Below are 22,827 nucleotides of genomic sequence, written 5' to 3'. Positions count from 1 at the left end.
CGCATGGGCTTCGCACGCATCCTCGGTCGTGCCGTTCACTGCCCTATGGCTGCAGTCTTGACGAGCACGGCGCTCGCCGCGCTCCTTTGCGCGGGAAACGCCCGCGCGGACGAAACGCTGACCGTCAATGCGGGCGCCGGCGAGGTCGTGCAGCTCTCGCAGCCGGCCGTCGCTGTGTTCGTCGCGGACCCGGACGTCGCCGACATCCACGTCCCGACGCCGGGCGCCGTGTTCTTGGTGGGCAAGAAGGAAGGCCGAACGACGCTCTTTGCGCTCGGACCGGACAACCGCGTGATCCTTCGCCGTTCGGTGCTCGTGCGACGCGATCTCGACGCGTTGAACACGCTGCTGCATCAGCGCTTCCCGCACCTTCAACTGACGCTTGCGTCGGCGCCCGGATCGGTGATGATTTCGGGCGCGGTCGGATCGGCCGCGGACGTCGATGCGATCACGCAAACGCTCACGCCGATGCTGCACGACAAGGAAACGCTGATCAACCATCTCACCGTCGGCCAGCCGACTCAGGTCTACCTGCGCGTGCGCTTCATCGAAGTGGACCGCAACGTCACGCAACAGCTCGGCGTGAACTGGAACGCAGTCGGCAGCATCGGCAACTTCGTCGTCGGGCTGCTCAGCGGGCGCGTCATCCAAGACGCCACGACAGGCGCGTGGAACTTGCCGCAGTCGAATGCGACCGGGGTGCTCAGCGGATTCCGTACCGCCCACACATCGGTGACGAACGTGATCGACGCGCTCGATCAGGACGGCTTGCTGACGATTCTGGCCGAGCCGAATCTGACGGTGCTCTCGGGCGAAACGGCCAGCTTCCTCGCCGGCGGCGAATTTCCGATTCCCGTCGCCCAAAACCAGAACACGTTGAGCGTGGAATTCAAACCGTTCGGCGTGTCGCTCGGTTTTACGCCGACCGTGCTCGCCGACAACCACATCAGCCTCAAGGTGCGGCCCGAGGTCAGTCAGATTGACCCGACCGCGAGCGTGACGACCAATTCGATCACCATTCCGGGGTTGTCGGTGCGGCGCGTCGAAACCACGGTCGAACTGTCGAGCGGACAGAGTTTCGCGATCGGGGGGCTGCTGCAGAACGAGACGCGCGACATCATTTCGCAGCTGCCGGGCCTCGGCAAGCTTCCGATACTAGGCCGGCTGTTCTCGTCCAAGGACTACCAGAACAATAAGACCGAACTGGTCGTGATCGTCACGCCCTATCTCGTTCAACCGGCGAGCGCGGCGCAGATGACTAGCCCGGTGGACACCATCATGACCCCGGGCTCCGACATCGAAACCATCATCCAGCGCAAGACCGGCCTCGATCCGCTCGATGGCTCGACGCCGCGGCTCGTCGGTGCGGCCGGCTTCGTTTATTGACCGGGGACACGTATGCGATTCGTCAACCGTTCTCCATCGACTCGGCCGGCGCCATCGAAGCGCACGCTGCTGCGCGCGTCGGCGCTGCTCAGTGTGCTGCTTGCCGGGTGCCTGTCGACGGCGCCGCCGATCGGCATGCCCGACGCCACGGTAATCGGTGTGGAAGACGGCCACGTGGTGCCGCCCGACTGCGACGCACTCGCGACGCCGACCAATTTCCGCGACGCCGGCGCGAAACGTCCCACCAACGCATTCGGCTGCGCGACCTACCGAAATCTCGCGGCGGTGCTCGTACGGCCGGCCGATCTCGTCGCGCCGCGGCCGTTCGCCGGCGCCGATGCCCCGGTCGCCGCCAGCGCCGTGCATCGCTACGAGACCGGAAAGATCACGCCGTTGCCGACCACCGAAACCTCCAGCTTCAACAAATAGGCTTGCGATGAACACGTTGCTGAAACTCGCTACGCAGCCTCGCCGCAACCTTGGCGCGAGCTTCGTCGCCTTCGTTCGCGATCGCCATAGCGAAGACGTGGTGCAGCGTTTCGCCGATGAACAAAATTTCACCCAAGCGCTCGTCAAAGTGGGGCCCATCGACGACGCCATCGATCACCTGACGAAGATGCCGCGCTCGCCGGCCGCACTGCTCGTCGACGTCTCCGCCACGCCGATGCCGCTCTCCGAGCTCGCCCGCCTCGCCGCGGTGTGCGAGCCGTCGGTGTCGGTCATCGTGATCGGCGAAACCAACGACGTCGGGCTCTATCGAAACCTGCTCGAAGTGGGCGTGCAGGACTACCTCGTCAAACCGCTGACGCTCGAACTGCTGCGCCGCTCGCTAGGCGGAAACGGCCAAGGCCCAAGCGCGCGGCAGTCGCGCACGGGCAAGGTCATCGGCTTTGCCGGCACGCGTGGCGGCGTCGGCGTCACGACCGTCGCGGCCGGCCTCGCACGGCATCTCGCGATGGTCGCCCATCGGCGCATCGCCTATATCGACATGAACCTGCACGGCGGCGCGGCGAACACGCTGCTCGGCTTGAAAAGCAACAACGGGTTGCTCGACGTGCTGCGCGACGCCGATCGCCTCGACCCGCAATTCGTCGAGCGCTCGCTCGTCGCCCACGACGACCGCCTGTTCGTCTTATCGGCGGAGCTGCCTTACGGCGAGACATTCAAACCGCAAGAGCGCGCGCTGGCCGATCTGCTCGAGCGCTTGAAGCCGCATTTCCACTACATCCTGCTCGATCTGCCGGGCCAAGGTCACGCGCTCACGCATGCCGCGCTCGCCGAAGTGCAGCTCCTGTATCTGCTCGCCGATGCGTCGATCCACTCCGCGCGCGAAGTGCTGCGCTTCACGCGCTACCTCGACGGCATCGACCGCGCGCCGTCGATGTCGGTATTGCTCAATACGCCGAATGCTTCGCAGCGCGGACACTTGAAAACCGCGGATTTCGCCGCCGCCATCGGCTGCAACGTGCTGCTCGAGCTGCCGTTCGACGGCGCGGTGCTCGCCGCCGCGGAAAACCTGGGCGAGCCGATCGCGCCGGGCAAGTCGCGCTTCGGCGATGCGATCGAGGCGCTCGCCGACGGCTTGAGCGGACGCTCATCCGCGCCCGCACCGCGCTGGTACGAGAAATTGCTGCCTGCAAGGAGACGCTGATGTTCGGCCAAAAGAACGTTCCCGCGCGGCTCGATCTACTGCACGAAGCCCCCGCCTCCGCCCCCATCGCCGCGCGCGACGCGCATGGGGCGCTGCCCGCACGCGCCCAGGAACATCGCGAACGGGGCGTCGCGCTGGCTCATCCGGCTCCGGCTAGAGACGGACGCGAGTCATCCGAAAAAGCGGACCTTGGCCCTACCGCCGCCGAGCGCGCCGATAGCCTCGTGCGGACGGACAGCTTTCGCATCATCCGCTCGCTCGTGCTCGGCTCGATGAACGTATCCGCCGCGGTGCTTCAGACACGCGACCAAGCGCAAGCGGAGATCGCCCGGCTCGCCGCCGAGATCGTCGAGCGCGAGCGGCTCAAGATGACGCTGACCGAGCAGGCTCAGGTGATCGAGGAGATCCTGAACGACATGTTCGGCGTGGGCCCGATCGAACCGCTTCTGACCGACGACTCGGTCACCGATATTCTGGTCAACGGCGCGGACCAGGTCTATGTCGAGCGGCACGGCAAACTCGAACTGACGCGGCTCAAGTTTCGGGACAATGCGCACGTCGTCAACGTGGCGCAACGGATTGCGGCCTCGGTGGGGCGACGCGTCGACGAAAGCAGTCCGATGGTCGATGCGCGTCTGTCCGACGGCAGCCGCGTCAACGTGGTGCTGCCGCCCCTCGCGATTCGCGGCGCCTGCATCGCGATTCGCAAGTTCGCGAAACGCGATATCACGCTCGAACGGATGTCGACGCAAGGCAGCCTGTCCGCCGCGATGGCGCGCACGCTCGAGATCGGCAGCGCGTGCCGGCTCAATATCATCGTGTCGGGCGGAACGGGGTCGGGCAAGACCACGCTGCTCAATGCGATGTCGCGCTACATCGACGCGCGCGAACGCATCGTCACGATCGAAGACGCGGCCGAGCTGCAGTTGCAGCAGCCGCACGTCGTGAGCCTCGAAACCCGTCCCGAAAACGCCGAAGGTCTGGGCGCCGTTTCGCAGCGCGATTTGATGCGCAATGCGCTGCGGATGCGGCCGGACCGCATCATCCTCGGCGAAACGCGCGGGGCCGAGGCGTTCGACGTCTTGCAAGCGATGAACACCGGCCACGACGGCTCGATGACGACCATCCACGCGAATACGCCGCGCGATGCGATCACGCGGTTAGAGAGCATGGTGATGATGGCGAACGGCAACCTTCCCCTGCTGTCGATCCGTCGCCAGATCGCAAGCGCGGTGCACCTCATCGTGCAAACCGAGCGCATGCGGGACGGCATGCGGCGCGTCACGCACATTACCGAACTGGTGGGCCTCGAAGGCGACGTGATCCTGACTCAGGATCTTTTCATCTTCCGTTATGACGACGGGGTCTCCGGCGACGAAGTGCGCGGGCGCTTCGAATCGTCGTCGCTGCGCCCCGCGTTTTCCTCGCGCGCCGCGCACTATGGGCTCGAAGAGAGTCTGATGAAGGCGTTGCACGCATGAGCCGCGCCAACCTTTTCGCCCTCGCGGTGTTCGTCACCGTCTTCAGCGCCGGGCTGCTGGGGCATGCCGCGCTCCAGATCATGCGAGCGCGGCCCTCCGCGCTTATGCGCGCACGGCTTTTCGCGCTCGATGCGGCGGCCGCGACGGCCGCGACGGCCGGCGACGACGCGTTCGTCGCCACGCTCTTCCATGAGCGGACGCGCCGCTTGCGTTTATGGACCTGGCTCGACGACCGTTTGCGCCGCATCGAGATCGTCGGCGGCAAATTCGGGCCGAGGCTCGCGGGCGTGGTCGTCGCGGCCGCCATCGCCGTTGCGATCGCCATCGCGCGGATCGACGTGGTGCCGGCGTGGGCGGGGCCGGTGCTGCTCGCGGTGCTGCCGCTCGCCGCGCTGCGCTCGTTCTACAAGATGCTGGTCGAGCGTTTCCGGTTGCGGATGCTCGGCGTATTTCCGGATGCCCTCGACCTGATGGTCCGCGCGGTTCGCGCCGGCGTGCCGGTCGTGCGCGCGATCGAAATCGTCGCGGACGAATGCGCCCAGCCGCTCGCCGCGGAATTCCGCCAAATCGCCGACGGTCTGCAGCTCGGCATCGAACTCGAAACGGTATTGAACGAGGCGATGCGGCGCCTGCGTATCCCCGAGTTTTCGTTCTTTTGCGTCGCCCTGCTGCTGCAACGGGAAACGGGCGGCTCGCTCGGCGAAACGCTCGAAGGCCTCGCGGACATCGTGCGCGGTCGCAAGGAAGTGCGGCAGAAAACCCGTGCGCTGACAGCCGAAAGCCGACTCGCGAGCCGCGTGATTGCGTGCGTGCCGCCCGTCGTCTTCGGCGCGCTGTACACGATCAATCGCGACTACGCGCGCGTGCTGATCGATACGCACGCGGGCCACCTGATTCTCGTCGCGAGCGGTGTGCTGCTGGTTTTCGGGCTCGTCGTCATTCAGCGCCTCGCTAAATTGGATACCTGAACATGACGCTGTCCGTTCTCGACAAGATCTTGTGCGTCGCGGTGCTCGCGGCAATGGTCATTGCCTTCGTGAACGGCAACCGGCCCGCCGCGCGCATTGCGCAACGGGCCCGGTCGCTTGCCGGCGAACGGCGCACCGCGGTGGGCGCAACCCCTGTCGCACGCTCGCTTCCGGCTCGCATCGCGGCGCGTCTCGCCGCACTGGGCGATCGCCTTCCCTTGTTCGAAGCCGCCCATCGCAGCGATCTGGCGCGGCGCCTGACACGCGCCGGATTTCGCGGCACGCGTCCCGTGTCCGCATTGATCGGCATCAAAGCGGTGACCGGCGCCGTCGCCGCGCTTGCGATGCTGTTGGGGAGCACCCACGTCCCGCTTCTAGAGCGTTGGATGATGCTGCGCATCGCCGCCGTGGCAGCGTTCTTCATGATCGGCATGATGCTGCCCGAGTTCGCGCTCGACTGGCATACGCGGCGGCGCCAAAAGCAAATCGCCGCGGCGCTGCCGGACGCGCTCGATCTGCTCGTCATCTGCACGAACGCCGGTTACAGCCTCGGTTCGAGCATCGTGCGGATCGCGGAGGAAATGCGCTCGATCGCACCGGCTCTCGCGTACGAGCTCGGACTGACCGCGCAGGAACTGCGCATCGACAACGACAGCGCGTCCGTGCTGCGCAACCTCGCGGACCGCGTCGACGTGGCGTCGCTGCGCACGCTGGTAACGACGCTCACCCAGTCGCAGCGCTACGGCACGCCGATCACGCAGGCGCTGCGCGTGCTGGCGCGCGCCGAGCGGGCGCAGCACATGCACCTGCTCGAGGAAAAGGCGGCCAAGCTGTCCACCAAGATGACGCTTCCGATGATGTTCTTCATCTTGCCGACGGTGATCCTGATAGCGGCCGGCCCGGCCGTGCTTAGTCTGATGGCGGTATTCAAATGAAAACTCTCGCACCCGTCGCATCCGCGCTGCGTGTTTCCCTTGTCCTGTGCGTCCTGCTTGCATCCGCGTGCACGCCCGTGGTCACGCAGGTGCGCTCGCGGCCCATGACCGTGAGCGGCGGCGCACACGGAAAGACAAGCCTCACCGACATGACGATCGCCACGACCGCGCTGCAAAACGGCGATATCTCGCTTGCCACGTCGATGTTCGGCAAGGTGCTGGAGACCCAGCCGCACAACCTCGAAGCGTTGACCGGCCTTGCCGCGGCCCTCGCCACGTCGGGAGACCTGGAGCGCGCGCGCAGCATGTACGAGCGCGCCGCGGCGCTCGCGCCCGGGCACACCGTGCCGACGCTCGGCCTCGCACGCATCGCGGTGCGGCAGCGGCGCCTGGACGAGGCGATCGAGCTGTATCGGCGCGTGCTGTCGAAAGAGCCGTCCAATGCAATGGCAAGCGCGGGGCTCGGCACCGCGTGGGCCCTGAAGGGCGACGCGCAGCGCGCGCAAACGATCTATCGGGACGCGCTGAAGCGCCATCCGGGGGACACGATGCTGACGGTCGACCTCGGCCTGTCGCTGGTGCTCGACGGCCAAGTGCGCGACGGCGCGAACTTGCTCTTGAGCGTCGCCGGGGAGCCCGGCGCGCCCGTTCAAGCGCGGCAGAATCTCGCGCTCGCATACGGTCTGCTCGGCAACAGCGGCGCGGCCGACCAAATCCTGACGCGCGATTTACCGCGCGCGTCGACGGACGAAAATCTGCGTTTCTACAAAATCGTGCGCGCGCGCCTCGACGCAGGTTCACCCGACAAGCCGGTGACGATGCTGCCGACTTCGAGGCACATCGGCGTACAGACATATGCGATCAAGCCGTTCGCGCCTGCGGCCCAAGCCCTGGCGCCCGTGGAGAACGCGGTGCGGACAGAGCCGGTACCCACCGTGGCGATGAACACCGTGCCTGTGCCGGCCATCGTGCCTCGCACCCTGCCGCCGGCAACGCAGCCGGCGACCCGCGAACCCTCGTTCGCCGCCGCGGATCAGGCGCAATCTGCCCCCGCGCCGACGCCGATGCCGCTGGGCTTGCGCCGGCAAACACAGCTGCTGAACGACCAATGACGCCGCTCAGGTCCGTGCACGGCGCAAGACGCACGCTCGCCCGCCCCTCGCGCATCCGCGGGCTGACGGCGCTCGAGTTCGTGATCGGCTTGCCGTTCCTGCTGCTTCTCGTGATCGGTACGATCGAGATGGGGATGATCTTGATGGCCGATGCGTCGCTCGAGGCCGCGGTACGGCAAGCGTCGCGCTTTGGCCAAACCACGATGGTGCCGACCGGCGAGACGCGCGATCAGGCGATTACCGCGCTCGTCGATCGCGACCTGATGATGTGGGTCAAATCGCCTCAGCAAATCACCATCAGCACGACGACCTACCCTTCGTACGCGAGCGGCGTGAAGACGCAAACAGGCGCCGGCAATCTCGGCGACATCGTGCTCTACAAAGTATCGTTCACGCGCCCGACTTTCACCGGCATTCTCGGCATCGTCGGCGTCAAGCAGCTGACGTTCAGCCGCACCATCCTGATCCAGAACGAGCCGTGAAAACTCCCTCTCTCCCGCGCCCGCGGCGATCACGCCGGTCGTGGCGGCTGTTGCCCGACACGCGAGGCGTCGCGGCAATCGAAATCGCCGTTTTGATGCCGCTCGTTTTGCTGATGCTGGTCGGCTTCGTCGAACTCTACGGATACTTTCGCGCCTCCGCGCTCGTCACGCGAACCGCGTTCACGCTCGCCGACAGTCTAGGGCAGCAGACCAAGGTCATCGACAACACCGACGCGACGAATGCGGCTAGCCTCGCCGCGTATTGGAACGGCGCGGTGACGATGGCAAGCCCGCTTGAACTGTCGGGCAGCGGCGCCGTCATCGTAACGGTCATCGACGACCCCACCGGCAAAGGCAAGCCCCACATTGCATGGCAGCGCAAAAGCCCGTGGTCGCCGAGCGCCGTTTCGCAGCTCGGCGCGGCGCTCGTGCCCGCAGGCTACCCCTTCAAGCCGCAAGACTGCGTGGTGGCCGTCGAAGTGTTCTACACGTACAGGCCGTTCGCCACGACGTCGGCTTTCTGGAAAGCGGCGCCCGGCAATCTCACCCTCTACGAACGCGCGTATTACCGCCTGCGCTTCGGCAACGAACTGGTGCTCTCGCCGTCATGAATACGCTACGCGATACCCGCGGCGCGGTCACGCCGATGTTCAGCGTGTCGATCGTGCTGATGCTGATGGCGCTGCTCGGCGGCATCGATACCGTCCGCTTCCACCTCGCGCAGTCACGGCTTCAATATTCGCTCGATGCGGCCGCGATCGCGGCGGGCAGCGAACTGCGGCTCTTGCCGGCATCGGCGACGAGCGCGCAGATCACGCAGTGGAAAACCGATGCGCTCGCCTATTTCACCGGCAACATGCCGTCGAAATACCTGGGCAGCTCGTTCGACCCGAAGACGTTCAGCGTCGCCTTGAGCGGAACCCCTTCCACCGGCCAGCGCGTGACGATGTCCGCCCAATTGAAGCTGCCGCTCGTGAGCGCGGGGCTCCTCAAGCTCACCTCGATCACGATCCCAGCGTCGAACGAGACCGTGCGCACGACGCGCAGCAATCTCGAAGTCGCGCTCGTGCTCGACAACACCGGGTCGATGAGCGAGAGCGGGAAGATCACGAATCTGATCGCGGCATCGAAGGCGCTCGTCAAGGAAATGTTCAATTCCACCAGCACGGCGACGAACTCGTATATGGGGCTGGTGCCGTTCGCGACGACTGTCAACGTCGGCAATTCCGCGAGAACGCGGGCCTGGATGTCGAGCGCCGCGCCGGCCGCGTGGTCCGGCACGGGATACGGATGGTCGAACTGGGGCGGCTGCACCGTCGAGCCGCGCGCGTCCAACGGCGACATCGTGCTCCAGCCCGGCACGCCGTCCGGCCACAAGTTCAAGCCGTACTACTACCCTTACAGCGGCAAGGTCTATAACTGGGGTTGCGTCGCCCATCCGGTGACGTTCCTCACCGCCAACACCAGTACGCTCAACAATGCACTGACGGCGCTCGACCCGCCGGCTTACTCGACTGTCATTCCCGAAGGGTTGATGTGGGGCTGGCGCATGCTGTCGCCGACATGGAAAGGCGCGGCCGGCTGGGGCAGCTCGACGCTGCCCCAAGACCCCGCTGCCAACCCGTATCTCACGCGCGTCGTCGTGCTGCTGAGCGACGGCGGCAACGAAGTGATTTCCGCATGGAATCCATCGGATGTGGCGGACTACCCCGATGCGATATCGCACAACGGCATGAGCGGCGTCGGGCGAGACGATATTCCGCCTTACGGGACGACCGATTCGGGTAAGGTGAAGGACTACATGGGCGATCCGACCGATTTCGACAACATGCAACGAGACCTGTGCACGGCGATGAAGAAGGACGGCATCATCATCTACACGATCCGCTACGGTGCGACCGATACGCACGATCCAAACGCGGCGAAGGTCATGACCGACTGCGCGAGTTCGCCTCAAAACGCATTCTTTTCGCCCGACCCGACGCAATTGGCGAACATCTTCAGCACGATCTCGGGGTCGCTCAGCGAATTGCGTCTCGTGAAGTAAAGGACGCCGCATGATGACGCGTCGATGAAATGTGTAACACGGCGATACACGCTCTCCCCACCCGAGGCGCATAAGTCATTTCTTTTCATACCCTTATCGATTTTCGACTTAGGGTGCAACACGCTGAGACGCCCCGCCTTTTAAGTTTGGCTTAAGGCGCCGTGCGCACCATCGTCGCGCTGCAATTCGCGATGGAGGGCCGGCCCGATGACTGACTCGAACGAACACGCCACGCCGCGCAAGCGCACGATGCTGCGGCGCATCCTAAGCCATCACGAGATCGCCACGCTGCTGCTGTTGCTGCACTGCCCGATCGACGTTTCCGCCAAGCCGGAAATTCCGATGCTGCAGGAAGCGGGGCTCGTCGAGAGCGTCACCTCGGAATCGGGTCACACGCGCTTTCAATTGACCGAAGACGGCAATGCCGTGCTCCGCGGCCTCGGCCTGAGCTGACCTTCCCCGCGTTCCCAGCCGCCCGCGTCGGCTCCGGCCGGATGGCGCGCCCCGCCCCATAGGTGGCAAATGCGCTCACGCAAAGTGAGCGGCTTGAGCATCGAAAGCGGCCCGGCCGCTGCCTACACTTCGTCGCGTAGTCCATCGGCATGAGCCGCATCGAGCCGCCCAGGGTGGGCGACGCCGCGTAATCGGCGTATCGTCGTCCATCGAAGAGCATTGAACGAGCGCGCGCAAGAACGCGCCGACATGGCCAAAGCGATCGCACTTCTTCGTATCGATCGGGCGTCATAGGAGACAGCAACATGACCGCAGCACAGCGCTTTCTGACCGCGCGCGATTTTCTTTTGCGGCATCGCAGCGACTACGACCGTGCCTATCGCGACTTCGCCTGGCCGGCGCTCGACGAGTTCAACTGGGCCCTCGATCATTTCGACGCCATGGCCCGCGGGAACGACGCGCCCGCCCTGCTGCTGGTCGACGCCGGCACCGGGCGGCAGGCGCGATTTTCGTTCGCACAGATGTCCGAGCGCTCCGCCCGAATCGCGAACCACCTGCGCGGGCTCGGCGTCGAGCGAGGCGATCGCATCTTGCTCATGCTGCCCAACCGCGTCGAACTCTGGGACGCCATGCTCGCCGCGATCAAGCTCGGCGCCGTGCTGATGCCGGCCACCACCCAGCTTTCAACGGAGGATTTGCGCGAGCGGATCGCCATCGGCCAGCCGAAGTTCGCGATCGTCGATGCGAGCGAATGCGGCAAATTCGATGCGATCGACGCCGCCATCGTCAAGATCGCAGTCGGCGGCGGCGAGGAAGCCGCCCCGGGCTGGCGCCGTCTCGAGGACGGCTATGCGGCTTCGCCCGATTTCGTTCCCTCGGGCGCGACGCATGCGCGCGATCCGCTGCTGCTCTACTTCACCTCGGGCACGACCTCCAAGCCCAAACTCGTCGAGCATACGCACGAGAGCTACCCGGTGGGCAGCTTGTCGACGATGTATTGGATCGGCCTGCAGCCGGGCGACATTCATTGGAACATCAGCTCCCCCGGTTGGGCGAAGCACGCTTGGAGCTGCTTTTTTGCACCGTGGAACGCCGGCGCATGCGTTTTTATCCTGAACTACGCCCGCTTCGACGCGAAGACGACGCTCGAGACCCTCGTTCGCCACAAGGTATCGACGCTCTGCGCGCCGCCCACGGTTTGGCGCATGCTCGTACAGGAGCCGCTCGCCTCGTATGCGGTTTCGTTGCGGGAAATCGTCGGCGCCGGGGAGCCGCTCAATCCGGAAATCATCGAGCGCGTGAAGGCGGGTTGGGGCATCACGATCCGCGATGGGTACGGCCAGACCGAAACGACCTGCCAAATCGGCAACTCGCCTGGGCAAAACGTGGTTCCGGGGTCGATGGGGCGGCCGATGCCCGGTTATCGCATAGTCCTTGTCGATCCCGACGGGCGCCCGGCCGAGGAAGGCGAAATCGCCCTACCGTTCGGCTCGGACGTGGGTGACACAGGCGCCGGAGCCGATGCGCCGGCCGGGGAACGAGCGCTCCACCCGCTGGGCCTGATGACGCGCTACGCCAACAATGCCGACGCCACCGCGCACGTCATGCGTCAAGGCCGCTATCACACGTCGGACATCGCCATGCGTCGTCATGACGGGTATTACGTCTACATCGGCCGGGCCGACGACGTCTTCAAGTCATCCGACTATCGCTTGAGCCCGTTCGAACTGGAAAGCGCATTGATCGAGCACGAGGCTGTCGCGGAAGCCGCGGTCGTGCCGAGTCCCGATCCGCTGCGGCTGTCGGTGCCGAAGGCCTACGTGATGCTGCGTCACGGCTACTCGTTCAGCCCCGAGCTGGCCAAGAGCATCTTCGCGTTCTCGCGCGAGCGCCTATCGCCTTACAAACGCATTCGCCGGCTCGAAGCCTACGAGTTGCCGAAGACGATCTCCGGCAAGATCCGCCGAGTGGAATTGCGACGGCGCGAAATCGAGCGCGGCGACGCGATCGAGCGGTTGCCCGGCGAGTATTGGGAAGAAGACTTCCCGGAACTGCGCTGAGCGAGCCGATCGCCGAACATGAGTTTGTCCCGACAACCGACACAACCGACAAACCCGACACAACCGACCAGGAGCCAATCGATGAGCGCAACGTCTGCTGCCGGCGCCAACCAACCGACCGTCAAGCTGCTGATCAACGGAGAATTCGTCGAATCCGCCACGACCGAGTGGCGCGACATCGTCAATCCCGCCACGCAAGAAGTGCTTGCCCGCGTGCCGTTCGCCACGCGCGCCGAGGTGGACGCGGCCGTCGCCGCCGCGCAAGCGGCGTTCGCCCAGTGGAAAACGACGCCCATCGGCGCTCGCGCCCGCATCATGTTGAAATATCAGGCGCTGATTCGCGAGCACATGCCGCGCATCGCCAAGATCCTGACGGCCGAGCAAGGCAAAACGCTGCCCGACGCCGAAGGCGACATCTTTCGCGGCTTGGAAGTCGTCGAGCATGCGGCGTCGATCGGCACGCTGCAACTGGGCGAATTCGCCGAAAACGTGGCCGGCGGCGTGGACACCTACACGCTGCGCCAGCCGATCGGCGTGTGCGCCGGCATCACGCCGTTCAACTTCCCGGCGATGATCCCGCTATGGATGTTCCCGATGGCGATCGTGTGCGGCAACACGTTCGTGCTCAAGCCCTCGGAGCAAGACCCGCTCTCGACCATGGCGCTCGTCGAGCTCGCGATCGAGGCGGGCATCCCGCGCGGCGTCCTGAACGTCGTGCACGGCGGCAAGGAAGTGGTCGATGCGCTGTGCACGCACGAACAGATCAAAGCGGTCTCCTTCGTCGGTTCGACGGCCGTCGGCACCCACGTCTACAACCTGGCGAGCCAGCACGGCAAACGCGTGCAGTCGATGATGGGCGCGAAGAATCACGCCGTCGTGCTGCACGACGCCAATCGCGAACAGACGCTCAACGCACTCGTCGGCGCCGGCTTCGGCGCGGCGGGCCAGCGCTGCATGGCCACGTCCGCCGTCGTGCTCGTCGGGCAGGCGCGCGAGTGGCTGCCCGAACTCGTGGCGCGCGCGAAGACGTTGAAGGTGAACGCAGGCACCGAACCGAACACCGATCTGGGCCCTGTCGTCTCGAAGGCGGCCAAGGCGCGCATCTTGTCGCTGATCGAAAAGGGCGTGGATGAAGGCGCGACGCTCGCGCTCGATGGGCGCGACATTCGCGTGCCCGGCTACGAAAGCGGCAACTTCATCGGCCCGACGATCTTCACGGGCGTGACGCCCGAGATGTCGGTCTACCGCACTGAAATTTTCGGCCCTGTGCTGGTGGTGCTCGAGGTCGCCACGCTCGACGACGCCATCGCGCTCGTCAATGCCAATCCCTTCGGCAACGGCGTCGGGCTCTTTACCCAAAGCGGCGCGGCGGCGCGCAAGTTCCAAAGCGAGATCGACATCGGCCAGGTCGGCATCAACATCCCGATTCCCGTGCCGGTGCCGTTCTTCAGCTTTACGGGTTCGCGGGGCTCGAAACTGGGCGATTTGGGGCCGTACGGCAAGCAAGTCGTTCAGTTCTATACCCAGACGAAGACCGTCACGGCGCGCTGGTTCGACGACGAAGCCTCGGCCGGCGGCGTCAATACCACGATCAGCCTGCGCTGACCGGCGCGATCGAACCGCATCGAACGGAACCGCAGAGGGAGAGACTCGCCATGAAGATCGGATTTATCGGCCTGGGCAACATGGGCGCGCCGATGGCGCGCAACCTACTGAAGCACGGACACGCCCTGCAGGTGTTCGATTTGAGCGCGGCGGCATGCGGCGCGTTGGCCGATGCCGGCGCGGCCGTATGCGCGTCGCCCAAGGCCGCGGCGGCCGACGCCGAGCTCGTCTTCACGATGCTGCCCGCGGCCGCGCACGTGCGCGGCGTGTTGGCCGGCGAGCAAGGCGTGCTGGCCGGTATCGCGCACGGCGTCACGATCGTGGATTCGAGCACGATCGATCCCGCCAGCGCGCAGGAATTCGCCCGGCTCGCGCAAGCGAACGGCAATGCATTCGTCGATGCCCCGGTGTCCGGCGGCACGGGCGGCGCGGCGGCCGGCACGCTGACGTTCATGGTCGGGGCGAGCGAAGCGCTGTTCGCGAGCGTCAGTCCCGCGCTCGGCGCGATGGGCAAGAACATCGTTCGCTGCGGCGACACGGGCATGGGCCAAGTGGCCAAGATCTGCAACAACCTGCTGCTCGGCATCACGATGGCGGGCGTGGCGGAGGCGATGTCGCTCGGCGCCACGCTCGGCATCGATCCGAAGGTGCTCGCCGGCATCGTCAATACATCGACGGGCCGATGCTGGAGCTCCGACACCTACAATCCGTATCCGGGCATCGTCGAAACCGCGCCCGCGTCGCGGGGCTATACGGGCGGGTTCGGCGCCGATCTCATGCTCAAGGACCTGGGCCTAGCGGCCGAGGCGGCCCGCACCGCCAAGCAGCCGATTTTTCTCGGCGCCCTCGCCCATCAGCTTTACCAGGCGCTGAGCGCAAGCGGCCGGGGCGGGCTCGATTTCTCGGCGATCATCTCGCTCTACGAGCGGCACGGCGCGCAGTCATGAGCGTCGCCGCCGTGGGCCCAATCACATCCTTTTACGCATGAACAGGAGTCCCCGATGAATGCACGTGTTCAAACCTCGCAGGCCGCAAGCGACGGCGCCGCTAGCGCCCCGCCGCCGGCGCAGGGGCGCGTGCTGTGTCACGTCGTCAACGGCGTCGCCATCCTGACGCTCGACCGGCCGCATGCGCTCAATGCGCTGTCGCACGAGATGATCCGCGCGCTCGCCGAGCATGTGGAACGCTGCCGGACCGATGACGGCATCGTCGCGCTGGTCCTGCGCGGCAGCGGCGAAAAAGGGTTTTGCGCGGGCGGCGACGTCCGCGCGCTCTACCACGCCGCATCGGCCGGGCGTGCCGACGAGGAAGACGGCTGGAGACGCTTCTTCATCGACGAATACCGGCTCGACTTCGCCCTGCACGCGTATCCGAAACCGATCGTTGCGCTGGCCGACGGCATCGCGATGGGCGGCGGCATGGGCCTCGCTCAAGCGGCGTCGCTGCGGGTCACGACCGAGCGCAGCAAGATCGCCATGCCCGAAACGCGGATCGGCTTCGTGCCCGATGTCGGCGCCACGCGATTTTTGAGCGTGATGCCGGTCGAACTCGCGCTTTACGTCGGCCTGACGGGCGCGGTGCTCTCGGGCGCCGACGCGGTGCGCTGCGGCCTTGCCGACGTTTGCGTGCCCAGCGAACGGCTGCACGGCTTCGAATCGCGTCTCGCGAGCTTGCCCCCCGAGCACGTATGCGAACGGCTGCGGGACGTATTCGTGCCGCCCGCCGCACCGGCCGCGGCCGCCGTCATCGAAGCGGTGCTGCCCGAGATCGAACGGCATTTCGACGCCCGGCTATCGGTCGACGAGATGGCCGCGTCGCTGGCGTCCGCGTTGATCTCCAATCCACCGGCGGCGCTGCGCGCCTGGCTGCAAACGGCGCTAGATGCTCTGCACGGCTATTCGCCGACGATGCTGCACGTCACCCGCGAGGCGATCTTGCGGGGGCGGGACATCACGCTGGCCGACGCCTACCGCATGGAACTTGGCATCGCCACACGGGCCATTGAGGAAGGCGACTTCCGCGAAGGCGTGCGCGCGCATCTCGTGGACAAGGACCGGGCGCCGCGCTGGCGACCGTCCTCGCTGGCCGAAGTCAACCCGGAGCGCGTCGCGCATTTCTTGAACTCGCCGTGGCCGAGCGACCGGCATCCGCTGGCGGATCTAGGCGCGCTGCCGAGCCCGCGTGCATCGCGGCTGCCGTCGTAAGGCCCGCGGCCATCAGCAGGAGGCGATCAGCCCCATGGCGATCGCCTTGACGACCGCCTGCACCTTGTTGGTGGCATTGAGCTTCAACAACACGTTATTGACGTGAAAGTTGACGGTGCGCTCCGAAATATTGAGGATCTGGCCGATTTCACAGGCCGTCTTCCCTTCCCCGGTCCAGCACAGCACTTCGCATTCTCGCGGGGTAAGCACGACGCTCGCCTCGGGCGCGAGCCGCGGCACGAGAAATTCGCTCATGAGCGAATGCGAAAGATTGGCAAGCCAGCTTCCTTGCAGCGTCAGCTCGTCGATCTCCGCACTCGTCAGCGCATCGTCGCGCCGCGCCATGGTGAGCAGACCGTACACGCCGTGGGCCGCCCAGCTCGAGTGGGCGACGCCCACCCGCAGGCCGAAATCGCGCGCATCGGCCCATAGCTTGGGGGCGTTCGCCGAGGCTTCGGGCCATACGATCAGCCGCGAACTGGACATGCCTTCGCGCACGGTCGGGTCGACGTCGATGAAGTGGTTGTCCTGATAGTGCTTCATCCACCCGGACGGGTAGGTGTCGAAAATGGCGACGGACGGGTTCGACACCGGCAGCGGCACGCGAATTCCGTAGCAGCAATACTCGAAACCGAGCCGTTTCGCGAACTGAGCGATCCGCTCAAACAATTGCCGTTCGTCGGGCGCCGAGCGCAGTAGTTCGTAACTTTCTTGCCATCGCAACGGCAAATCCATGGCTACCCCAAAAAAACAGTCATCGGCCCGGAACACAAGGCTGTCATAGTTGCCAGGTCTCACGGCCGCTGCGGACTGCTACAGTCCGGCGCATGAGACATCCTTCCACCATGCCGTCGAGCCCCGGCCTCGACGGCTACGTTCGTCTTCCCGAACAGGCGCTGGCCGAACTCCAGCTCGTTCATATCAGTTCGGCGCTCGACGAAGGCCTGCTCGAGGACCTGCGCGCGGAAGGCATCGACGCCTGTAGCGCAGGTTACACCGAATGGCAGCGCGCGCGCGGCCCGGGCGCCGCCCACGTCACCCTCGGCTGGGACTGGTATGTCGATCGCGCGTCCGGCGCCTTGATCGTCGCCTGGGGCGACATCCGCAGCAACGTCATGTGCGTCGATCCACGCGGCCTCGACCTCGGCATGGCCCATACCACGCGGGCGCTCCTGCGGCGCGTCGCCGGCCTGAACTGGCCGAACGCAGTCGCACGGGCCGCGCTGGCCGCCTGGACTCGCCCCGCGACGCCAGGGCCCACGCTCCAATAAGGCCGAGCGGGGGCCGCCAAAGCGCCGGCCCGCGCTCGATTGATCGACTCACTCACTCACAGTGCTCATTTATAAGCAAATCGTCGGCTCATTTCAATCTTCCCATTAGTTGCGATCGACATGCCCTGGAGCGCGCACGCCCGCTCCGGCAGGGCTGGGGTTCGTCCCTAGTCCTGTCAACGTTGACAGTTACCGCCCCTCGGAGCGCGCTGTGTAATGCGCTCATCAAAAAACACACGCGAGGGATCTCATGCGGACTTCTGTTCACGGTGACGGGCGCATGCCTGAAGACCTCGATGCCGCACTCGCACATTATCGGCACCGGATCTTCGTCGAACAGTTGGGATGGAGCCTGCCGTGCGCCGACGACCGCTTCGAGCGTGACCAATACGATCGCGACGACACCGTGTATGTCGTCGCCCATGATGAATCGGGGGCCATTTGCGGTTGCGCGAGGCTGTTGCCGACAACACACGCCTATCTGTTGCAAGAGCTCTTTCCATTCCTGCTGGCGGACGGGATGGAGCCGCCGCGCGCTTTCGACGTTTGGGAATTATCGCGCTTTGCGGCAAGTACCGCCGAAGGAGCATTCGGCGAGGACAGCGGCGCCTGGGCGGTGCAGCCTATGCTCGCGTCGGTCGTGGAATGCGCGGTCAAGCTGGGCGCCCGGCAGCTGATCGGCGTGACGTTTCTCAGCATGGAGCGGCTGTTCCGGCGCATCGGCGTGCATGCGCACCGGGCCGGTCCCGCGCAGCGGATCGACGGTCGCATGGTCGTCGCCTGTTGGATCGACCTGGATGTGCAAACGCTTACGGCGCTTGGCATCGATCCCGCGTTGATCGAACAGCGCGACGACGCCACGGCCGCGCTGGAAGTCTGATCCCAAGCGCGCCGCGTAACGCGGCCGGCTGTTCGGAGATGCGTTCATGACGCCCACCGCACCGCCACCCGACCTGTCTCCCGTTTTCGGCCCGGACAGCGCAGCGCCAGGCGACCCGTCTCGTCTATCGGGGGGCGCCCTTTTCGAGAACGAGGTCCTTGCCGCGCTCCCTGTGCTCGAGCGAGACACCGCCTGGGGCATCGACGTATCGCCGCCGCTGCGAACGCTGACCACCCGCCTCGTCCGCCCGCGTTCCCACGCCGCGCACGAACCCTACGTCGCCTGGCTGGAACGGCTGTGCTCGGCGCGCACGATGGCGTCCCTTTCCGGCGCGGCTCGGGACTTGGCGTCGTCTCGTCTGGCGGCAATTCGCACTCGGGGGCGCACGACGTTCGACGCCGTCCAAGAAGTCGCGCGGCCGCTGTGGCCCGACTTGCTTGCCGCTTGGGCCGGGCTGCCCGATCAGCAGCGGCGGCGTCTGCACCATCTTGGGCCAGTCGTGCATGCGTTCGCCGAGCCGTGCGAACTGCCTGCGCACCGTCTCGCGGGCTTGGTTACCGCACTTGACGAACTTCGCAGAATATTTACGCAGGCGTATCGGCACCCGCGCTACGAACACGGGCTGCCGAACCTGTTCGCCGCCCTGGAAACCGGATGGACTTCGCGCCTCGGGCCGATTGCCGAGGAAGCGGCCGCGGCCGCCATCCAACTGCTGGTGACGGGCGGACGCGCGGCGTGCGAATTGACAGGGCCCGCGATCGATACGCTGGCCTCGCAACCTGAACTTGTCGAGCGGCTGCGCGCCACGCCGGGTTCGGCCGCGGCGTTCGTCGCAAAGGTCCAGGGGGCGCTGGCACCGCCGCCGGCGACGCTTTACGGCACGCGGGCGCGGACAAGCGATGCGTTCGAGCCCCTATCGCGCTTGCTCGCGCCCATGTTGGCCACGGCGGTAGTCGACGCGCTCATTGCGTCGCGCGCGCCCATTGCGCGCGACGAGCAAGGCGCTGGAGTGCACCTGCAACGCGCAACGGTTACGCCCCTCGAACATCTTGCATTACGTGCCGGTCCATGACGCCCGAGACCGAATACACCGGCCCGCGCCGTCACCTGGCCAGCATCATTAGAAGGAGAATCATCGTGCAAACCACTCGCCGCGTCCTCGCGCCTGCTTCAGACGAATTCGCCGCATGGATGCGCATCGGCGTCATGCAGGCCGGCCAACCGCGGCCGCTGCCCGTCTCACGGTTGGATCGCCACGGGCTGACCGCGGCAGTCGACGAAGACGTCGACCTCGCGCCGATCGGCCTGCCTCGCCGCGCGATGATCGCCTGCGACGGCGCGCCGCTTTGCGAACTTCGGCTCGTGACTCGCTCGGTTGCCCGCACGCCGGGGCGTGCGACCGAAGTAACGATGCAACCATCGCGCGCCGACGACCACACCCTGCTTTGGCAGGCATTGCGCGCGCATCAACTGCATATGGGCTCGCCTCCGACCGTCGATTCCCCGGTGTGGCCGGAGCACGGCGAGCGCATGGCCGGGGCAGCGCCCCACGGCCACGGCGCCGCTGCGCCCAATGAAGCCGCTGCCGCCCGCGCCGCTCGTGCCCCGGACCCTTCGGGTGGCCGAATCGGCGATGCCCGTGCGCTCGTATGGTGCGACACGGCCTTCACGATGGCGACCCATGACGATGCGTGGTTTTTCTCGCACTGGCTCGAATATCACTTTGCCGAAGTGCGTGCACGCACGCGCATGTCTTGCGCGACGGCCGATCTGCGCGACATGCACACGCGGATCGTCGACCACGAGGTCGAGGTACGCTTCCTGTTCGAATCGAGCGAACCGATGGTTCGCGCGTGCACCGAAGCCGGCTGCCGGTGGATCGCGGCCGAGGCGGCGCGGCAGATCGGCATGGAGGTCGAGCATTGGCTTTCGGCCAGCCCGTCGGTCGCGCGCGAGCCGCTCGCGGGTTGGCCGCGGCGGGCGACGTTCGCTTCTGGCGCGCGCTATTCGTCTTGAGGCGAGACGCTTATTTCGCGAAGAGTTGGCCGATATCCTTGAACGCCTTGAATTCCAGGGCGTTGCCGCACGGGTCGAGCAGGAACATCGTGGCCTGCTCGCCCACTTGCCCCTTGAAGCGAACATACGGCTCGATCACGAACTGCGTACCGTACGCCTTCAAACGCTCCGCGAGCGCCTCCCATTGGCCCCACTCGAGCACGATGCCGAAGTGCGGCACCGGCACGTCGTGTCCGTCGACGGGGTTGCTGCGCGCGTGCTCCTGGTCCGCCGTCTTGGCATGCTCGTGGATGACGAGCTGATGGCCATAAAAGTTGAAATCGACCCACTTCGTATCGGAGCGGCCTTCCTCGAGGCCGAAGACCTCCCCGTAGAAACGCCGTGCAGCGGGCAGATCGTGAACGGGGATGGCCAGATGGAACGGGGAAAGACTCATCGAATGCTCCGACGTCGATTTCGAAGCCGTCATTGTATGTCAGGCGCCGGCAGCGCCCACGGCGGGCAGCGGGCGCCCCGCGCCTCGGTCGAAGCGGCGCCGTAACGACCGGCTGCCTAGCGCGCTTGTGCGCGCGGCAGGTAAGGCTGCATCCATCCCAAGCCGTCCGAGGTGCCTGCTTTCGGACGGTATTCACAGCCGATCCAACCACGGTAGCCGAGCGTATCGATACGCTCGAACAAATACGGATAGTTCAGCTCGCCTGTATCGGGCTCGTGTCGGTCGGGAACGCCTGCGATTTGGATATGGCCGATGCCCGGCATATCGCGCTCGAGCTTCTTTGCGATATCGCCCTCGACGATCTGACAGTGGTAGCAGTCGAACTGCACCTGCAAGTTCGGCGCGGCGATTTCGCGGCGGATCGCCTGCGCGTCGTCTTGCCGGTTCAGGAAGAAGCCCGGCATGTCGCGCGGATTGATCGGTTCGATGACGATCGCGATTCCATCCGCGCTCGCCGCCTGCGCGGCGTATTCGAGATTGCGCAGATACACGTCGCGATGCCGCGACCGATCCGCACCCGCCGGCAAAACACCCGCCATGACGTGCAGCTTGTCATTGCCGAGCACACGCGCGTAGGTGAGCGCCGTGTCGAGGCCGCGCCGAAATTCGTCTTCGCGGCCGGGCAGCGAGGCAAGACCGCGCTCGCCCGCGGCCCAATCGCCCGGAGGCGCGTTGAAGAGCACTTGCGTCAGGCCGTGTGCTTCGAGGCGGGACTTCAGCTCGGCGGCCGCGAATTCATACGGGAACAGGTACTCCACCGCTTCGAAGCCATCGCGCGCGGCGGCGCCAAAGCGGTCGAGGAACGCGTGCTCGTTGTACATCATCGTGAGATTGGCGGCGAAGCGTGGCATGGGGGCGGATACGGAGCGAAAAGTGAAAGCATAGCCCACGGACCTGCATCACAAGCTACTCGTCAAATGACCGCCATCCACGACAAGAACGGTTCCCGTCATGTAGCGCGAGTCGTCCGAACTCAGTAGAAGCATGGGCCCGTCGAGATCCTCCAGCCGACCGAGGCGCCGCTGGGGGATGCGCTTGATGAGCGCCTCGCCAGCGGACGTCTGCCAGAACGCCTGATTGAGTTCGGTTTCGATGTAACCCGGCGCGATGGCGTTGACACGAACGCCATGCCGCGCCCATTCCAGCGCAAGCGACTTCGTCAACTGCACCACGCCAGCCTTCGAGACGGCGTAGGGCAGTACGTTGCCGGCCTGCCGAAGCCCGAGAATCGACGCTACATTGACGATCGCGCCGCCTCTCGCCTTTAGTGCTGAAAGGAGATCGGCCGCAACGAAGAACATCGCTTTCAAGTTCGTGTCGACCACGGTATCCCAGTCAGACTCGGTCTGCTGTATCGCGGGCCGGTCGATCACGACGCCGGCATTGTTCACGAGGACGTCTAGCTCGCCGATCGAATCGGCCAATGCCTTCCTGGACGCAGCGTCGTTCACATCGACCTGTCTACATGACGCCATGCCGCCTTCCGACCGAATGCGCTCGGCTTTCTCCTCCAGCACACCGATCCGCCGGCCGGCCAGAATGACGTCGGCGCCGCACGCCGCGAACAGCGATGCGAAGTGTGCGCCAAGCCCGCTCGATGCACCGGTTACTAAAACACGCTTGCTCCGCAGGTCGCGGCTTGTCGTTAAAAGCATCTCGTCTCCGACGGTTCGTATGGCTCGTGCATGACTGTCGTCGAGCAGCGCGGATGTATTCATCCGATCAATGCCGGCTCGCGGTCGCACACATTGGTATCCTTTTTTGGGATACCAGAATATTA

23 protein-coding genes are annotated in these 22,827 nt (G+C 65.7%); 19 read left to right on the top strand and 4 right to left on the bottom strand.

Features of this window, described 5'->3' with window-relative positions; all coding sequences use genetic code 11:
• Nucleotides 1-45 precede the first annotated feature (45 nt).
• The 15 genes from ACTHNR_RS00815 to ACTHNR_RS00745 all read left to right on the top strand — a co-directional run bounded on the left by ACTHNR_RS00815 (nucleotide 46) and on the right by ACTHNR_RS00745 (nucleotide 16,384).
• Complete coding sequence (locus ACTHNR_RS00815; protein ID WP_440545488.1) at nucleotides 46-1,386, top strand: type II and III secretion system protein family protein; 1,341 nt, start codon at nucleotides 46-48, stop codon at nucleotides 1,384-1,386.
• A 12-nt stretch (nucleotides 1,387-1,398) separates the two neighbouring features.
• On the top strand, nucleotides 1,399-1,815 hold the full coding sequence (locus ACTHNR_RS00810) for a CpaD family pilus assembly lipoprotein (RefSeq protein ID WP_440545487.1): 417 nt from the start codon (nucleotides 1,399-1,401) through the stop codon (nucleotides 1,813-1,815).
• A gap of 7 nt (nucleotides 1,816-1,822) precedes the next feature.
• Nucleotides 1,823-3,037 (top strand): AAA family ATPase, encoded by a 1,215-nt coding sequence (locus tag ACTHNR_RS00805; protein WP_440545486.1) that lies wholly within the window; start codon nucleotides 1,823-1,825, stop codon nucleotides 3,035-3,037.
• Nucleotides 3,037-4,518, top strand: a complete 1,482-nt coding sequence (locus tag ACTHNR_RS00800) for a CpaF family protein (RefSeq protein WP_440545484.1) — start codon at nucleotides 3,037-3,039, stop codon at nucleotides 4,516-4,518. Before ACTHNR_RS00805 ends, ACTHNR_RS00800 begins: the two co-directional genes overlap by 1 nt.
• Complete coding sequence (locus ACTHNR_RS00795; RefSeq protein ID WP_440545483.1) at nucleotides 4,515-5,486, top strand: type II secretion system F family protein; 972 nt, start codon at nucleotides 4,515-4,517, stop codon at nucleotides 5,484-5,486. Before ACTHNR_RS00800 ends, ACTHNR_RS00795 begins: the two co-directional genes overlap by 4 nt.
• 2 nt (nucleotides 5,487-5,488) lie before the next feature.
• Nucleotides 5,489-6,421, top strand: a complete 933-nt coding sequence (locus tag ACTHNR_RS00790; RefSeq protein WP_440545482.1) for a type II secretion system F family protein — start codon at nucleotides 5,489-5,491, stop codon at nucleotides 6,419-6,421.
• Entirely contained in the window at nucleotides 6,418-7,533 is a 1,116-nt protein-coding gene (locus ACTHNR_RS00785) for a tetratricopeptide repeat protein (protein ID WP_440545481.1), read from the top strand. The genes ACTHNR_RS00790 and ACTHNR_RS00785 overlap by 4 nt, the downstream gene beginning before the upstream one ends.
• A complete protein-coding gene (locus ACTHNR_RS00780) occupies nucleotides 7,530-8,015 on the top strand; it encodes a TadE family protein (protein ID WP_440545480.1) in 486 nt (161 codons plus the stop codon). The genes ACTHNR_RS00785 and ACTHNR_RS00780 overlap by 4 nt, the downstream gene beginning before the upstream one ends.
• A gap of 95 nt (nucleotides 8,016-8,110) precedes the next feature.
• Entirely contained in the window at nucleotides 8,111-8,626 is a 516-nt protein-coding gene (locus tag ACTHNR_RS00775; RefSeq protein ID WP_440545478.1) for a hypothetical protein, read from the top strand.
• Entirely contained in the window at nucleotides 8,623-10,062 is a 1,440-nt protein-coding gene (locus ACTHNR_RS00770; protein ID WP_440545477.1) for a TadE/TadG family type IV pilus assembly protein, read from the top strand. Before ACTHNR_RS00775 ends, ACTHNR_RS00770 begins: the two co-directional genes overlap by 4 nt.
• A gap of 207 nt (nucleotides 10,063-10,269) precedes the next feature.
• Nucleotides 10,270-10,515 (top strand): hypothetical protein, encoded by a 246-nt coding sequence (locus ACTHNR_RS00765; protein ID WP_440545476.1) that lies wholly within the window; start codon nucleotides 10,270-10,272, stop codon nucleotides 10,513-10,515.
• A gap of 305 nt (nucleotides 10,516-10,820) precedes the next feature.
• The gene (locus ACTHNR_RS00760) at nucleotides 10,821-12,575 is read left to right on the top strand and encodes an AMP-binding protein (protein ID WP_440545474.1); all 1,755 of its coding nucleotides are present in this window, start codon (nucleotides 10,821-10,823) and stop codon (nucleotides 12,573-12,575) included.
• Between the two features lie 81 nt (nucleotides 12,576-12,656).
• Nucleotides 12,657-14,180: a CoA-acylating methylmalonate-semialdehyde dehydrogenase gene (locus tag ACTHNR_RS00755; RefSeq protein ID WP_440545473.1), complete on the top strand. Its 1,524-nt coding sequence runs from the start codon at nucleotides 12,657-12,659 to the stop codon at nucleotides 14,178-14,180.
• A 50-nt stretch (nucleotides 14,181-14,230) separates the two neighbouring features.
• The gene (gene mmsB / locus ACTHNR_RS00750; RefSeq protein WP_440545472.1) at nucleotides 14,231-15,127 is read left to right on the top strand and encodes a 3-hydroxyisobutyrate dehydrogenase; all 897 of its coding nucleotides are present in this window, start codon (nucleotides 14,231-14,233) and stop codon (nucleotides 15,125-15,127) included.
• 54 nt (nucleotides 15,128-15,181) lie between these two features.
• On the top strand, nucleotides 15,182-16,384 hold the full coding sequence (locus ACTHNR_RS00745) for an enoyl-CoA hydratase/isomerase family protein (protein ID WP_440545471.1): 1,203 nt from the start codon (nucleotides 15,182-15,184) through the stop codon (nucleotides 16,382-16,384).
• 12 nt (nucleotides 16,385-16,396) lie between these two features.
• On the opposite strand, the gene ACTHNR_RS00740 is transcribed toward ACTHNR_RS00745, so the two are convergent.
• Nucleotides 16,397-17,113, bottom strand: coding sequence for an autoinducer binding domain-containing protein (locus ACTHNR_RS00740; protein ID WP_440545530.1), 717 nt, complete (start codon nucleotides 17,111-17,113; stop codon nucleotides 16,397-16,399).
• A gap of 98 nt (nucleotides 17,114-17,211) precedes the next feature.
• Here ACTHNR_RS00740 and ACTHNR_RS00735 point away from each other — a divergent pair, with 98 nt between their 5' ends.
• From ACTHNR_RS00735 to ACTHNR_RS00720, 4 genes are all read left to right on the top strand, one after another.
• The gene (locus ACTHNR_RS00735) at nucleotides 17,212-17,655 is read left to right on the top strand and encodes a DUF4902 domain-containing protein (RefSeq protein ID WP_440545470.1); all 444 of its coding nucleotides are present in this window, start codon (nucleotides 17,212-17,214) and stop codon (nucleotides 17,653-17,655) included.
• Between the two features lie 250 nt (nucleotides 17,656-17,905).
• A complete protein-coding gene (locus ACTHNR_RS00730; RefSeq protein WP_440545469.1) occupies nucleotides 17,906-18,535 on the top strand; it encodes an acyl-homoserine-lactone synthase in 630 nt (209 codons plus the stop codon).
• Between the two features lie 46 nt (nucleotides 18,536-18,581).
• Nucleotides 18,582-19,607: a hypothetical protein gene (locus ACTHNR_RS00725; protein WP_440545468.1), complete on the top strand. Its 1,026-nt coding sequence runs from the start codon at nucleotides 18,582-18,584 to the stop codon at nucleotides 19,605-19,607.
• 65 nt (nucleotides 19,608-19,672) lie between these two features.
• Complete coding sequence (locus ACTHNR_RS00720; RefSeq protein ID WP_440545467.1) at nucleotides 19,673-20,551, top strand: hypothetical protein; 879 nt, start codon at nucleotides 19,673-19,675, stop codon at nucleotides 20,549-20,551.
• Nucleotides 20,552-20,561: 10 nt separating this feature from the next.
• Here the strand turns inward: ACTHNR_RS00720 and ACTHNR_RS00715 are convergent, their stop codons facing one another.
• The 3 genes from ACTHNR_RS00715 to ACTHNR_RS00705 all read right to left on the bottom strand — a co-directional run bounded on the left by ACTHNR_RS00715 (nucleotide 20,562) and on the right by ACTHNR_RS00705 (nucleotide 22,702).
• Nucleotides 20,562-20,987, bottom strand: a complete 426-nt coding sequence (locus ACTHNR_RS00715) for a VOC family protein (protein WP_440545466.1) — start codon at nucleotides 20,985-20,987, stop codon at nucleotides 20,562-20,564.
• 116 nt (nucleotides 20,988-21,103) lie between these two features.
• Nucleotides 21,104-21,898 (bottom strand): 2-oxo-tetronate isomerase, encoded by a 795-nt coding sequence (gene otnI, locus ACTHNR_RS00710; RefSeq protein WP_440545465.1) that lies wholly within the window; start codon nucleotides 21,896-21,898, stop codon nucleotides 21,104-21,106.
• Nucleotides 21,899-21,946: 48 nt separating this feature from the next.
• Entirely contained in the window at nucleotides 21,947-22,702 is a 756-nt protein-coding gene (locus tag ACTHNR_RS00705) for an SDR family NAD(P)-dependent oxidoreductase (RefSeq protein ID WP_440545464.1), read from the bottom strand.
• Nucleotides 22,703-22,827: the final 125 nt, after the last annotated feature.

Origin of the sequence: Trinickia sp. (assembly GCF_051954495.1) — a bacterium.
Classification (GTDB): Bacteria; Pseudomonadota; Gammaproteobacteria; order Burkholderiales; family Burkholderiaceae; genus Trinickia.
This window is presented reverse-complemented; position numbering and strand designations above follow the sequence as displayed.

Excerpts from the sequence above, each read along its gene's own strand:
- ACTHNR_RS00760 (WP_440545474.1), top strand. The coding sequence starts at position 10,821 with ATGACCGCAGCACAGCGCTTTCTGACCGCGCGCGATTTTCTTTTGCGG.
- ACTHNR_RS00810 (WP_440545487.1), top strand. The coding sequence starts at position 1,399 with ATGCGATTCGTCAACCGTTCTCCATCGACTCGGCCGGCGCCATCGAAG.
- ACTHNR_RS00730 (WP_440545469.1), top strand. The coding sequence starts at position 17,906 with ATGCGGACTTCTGTTCACGGTGACGGGCGCATGCCTGAAGACCTCGAT.
- ACTHNR_RS00805 (WP_440545486.1), top strand. The coding sequence starts at position 1,823 with ATGAACACGTTGCTGAAACTCGCTACGCAGCCTCGCCGCAACCTTGGC.
- ACTHNR_RS00770 (WP_440545477.1), top strand. The coding sequence starts at position 8,623 with ATGAATACGCTACGCGATACCCGCGGCGCGGTCACGCCGATGTTCAGC.
- ACTHNR_RS00725 (WP_440545468.1), top strand. The coding sequence starts at position 18,582 with ATGACGCCCACCGCACCGCCACCCGACCTGTCTCCCGTTTTCGGCCCG.
- ACTHNR_RS00765 (WP_440545476.1), top strand. The coding sequence starts at position 10,270 with ATGACTGACTCGAACGAACACGCCACGCCGCGCAAGCGCACGATGCTG.
- ACTHNR_RS00790 (WP_440545482.1), top strand. The coding sequence starts at position 5,489 with ATGACGCTGTCCGTTCTCGACAAGATCTTGTGCGTCGCGGTGCTCGCG.
- ACTHNR_RS00795 (WP_440545483.1), top strand. The coding sequence starts at position 4,515 with ATGAGCCGCGCCAACCTTTTCGCCCTCGCGGTGTTCGTCACCGTCTTC.
- ACTHNR_RS00705 (WP_440545464.1), bottom strand. The coding sequence starts at position 22,702 with ATGCTTTTAACGACAAGCCGCGACCTGCGGAGCAAGCGTGTTTTAGTA.
- ACTHNR_RS00715 (WP_440545466.1), bottom strand. The coding sequence starts at position 20,987 with ATGAGTCTTTCCCCGTTCCATCTGGCCATCCCCGTTCACGATCTGCCC.
- mmsB (WP_440545472.1), top strand. The coding sequence starts at position 14,231 with ATGAAGATCGGATTTATCGGCCTGGGCAACATGGGCGCGCCGATGGCG.
- ACTHNR_RS00785 (WP_440545481.1), top strand. The coding sequence starts at position 6,418 with ATGAAAACTCTCGCACCCGTCGCATCCGCGCTGCGTGTTTCCCTTGTC.
- otnI (WP_440545465.1), bottom strand. The coding sequence starts at position 21,898 with ATGCCACGCTTCGCCGCCAATCTCACGATGATGTACAACGAGCACGCG.
- ACTHNR_RS00780 (WP_440545480.1), top strand. The coding sequence starts at position 7,530 with ATGACGCCGCTCAGGTCCGTGCACGGCGCAAGACGCACGCTCGCCCGC.
- ACTHNR_RS00800 (WP_440545484.1), top strand. The coding sequence starts at position 3,037 with ATGTTCGGCCAAAAGAACGTTCCCGCGCGGCTCGATCTACTGCACGAA.
- ACTHNR_RS00815 (WP_440545488.1), top strand. The coding sequence starts at position 46 with ATGGCTGCAGTCTTGACGAGCACGGCGCTCGCCGCGCTCCTTTGCGCG.
- ACTHNR_RS00745 (WP_440545471.1), top strand. The coding sequence starts at position 15,182 with ATGAATGCACGTGTTCAAACCTCGCAGGCCGCAAGCGACGGCGCCGCT.
- ACTHNR_RS00775 (WP_440545478.1), top strand. The coding sequence starts at position 8,111 with ATGCCGCTCGTTTTGCTGATGCTGGTCGGCTTCGTCGAACTCTACGGA.
- ACTHNR_RS00735 (WP_440545470.1), top strand. The coding sequence starts at position 17,212 with ATGAGACATCCTTCCACCATGCCGTCGAGCCCCGGCCTCGACGGCTAC.
- ACTHNR_RS00755 (WP_440545473.1), top strand. The coding sequence starts at position 12,657 with ATGAGCGCAACGTCTGCTGCCGGCGCCAACCAACCGACCGTCAAGCTG.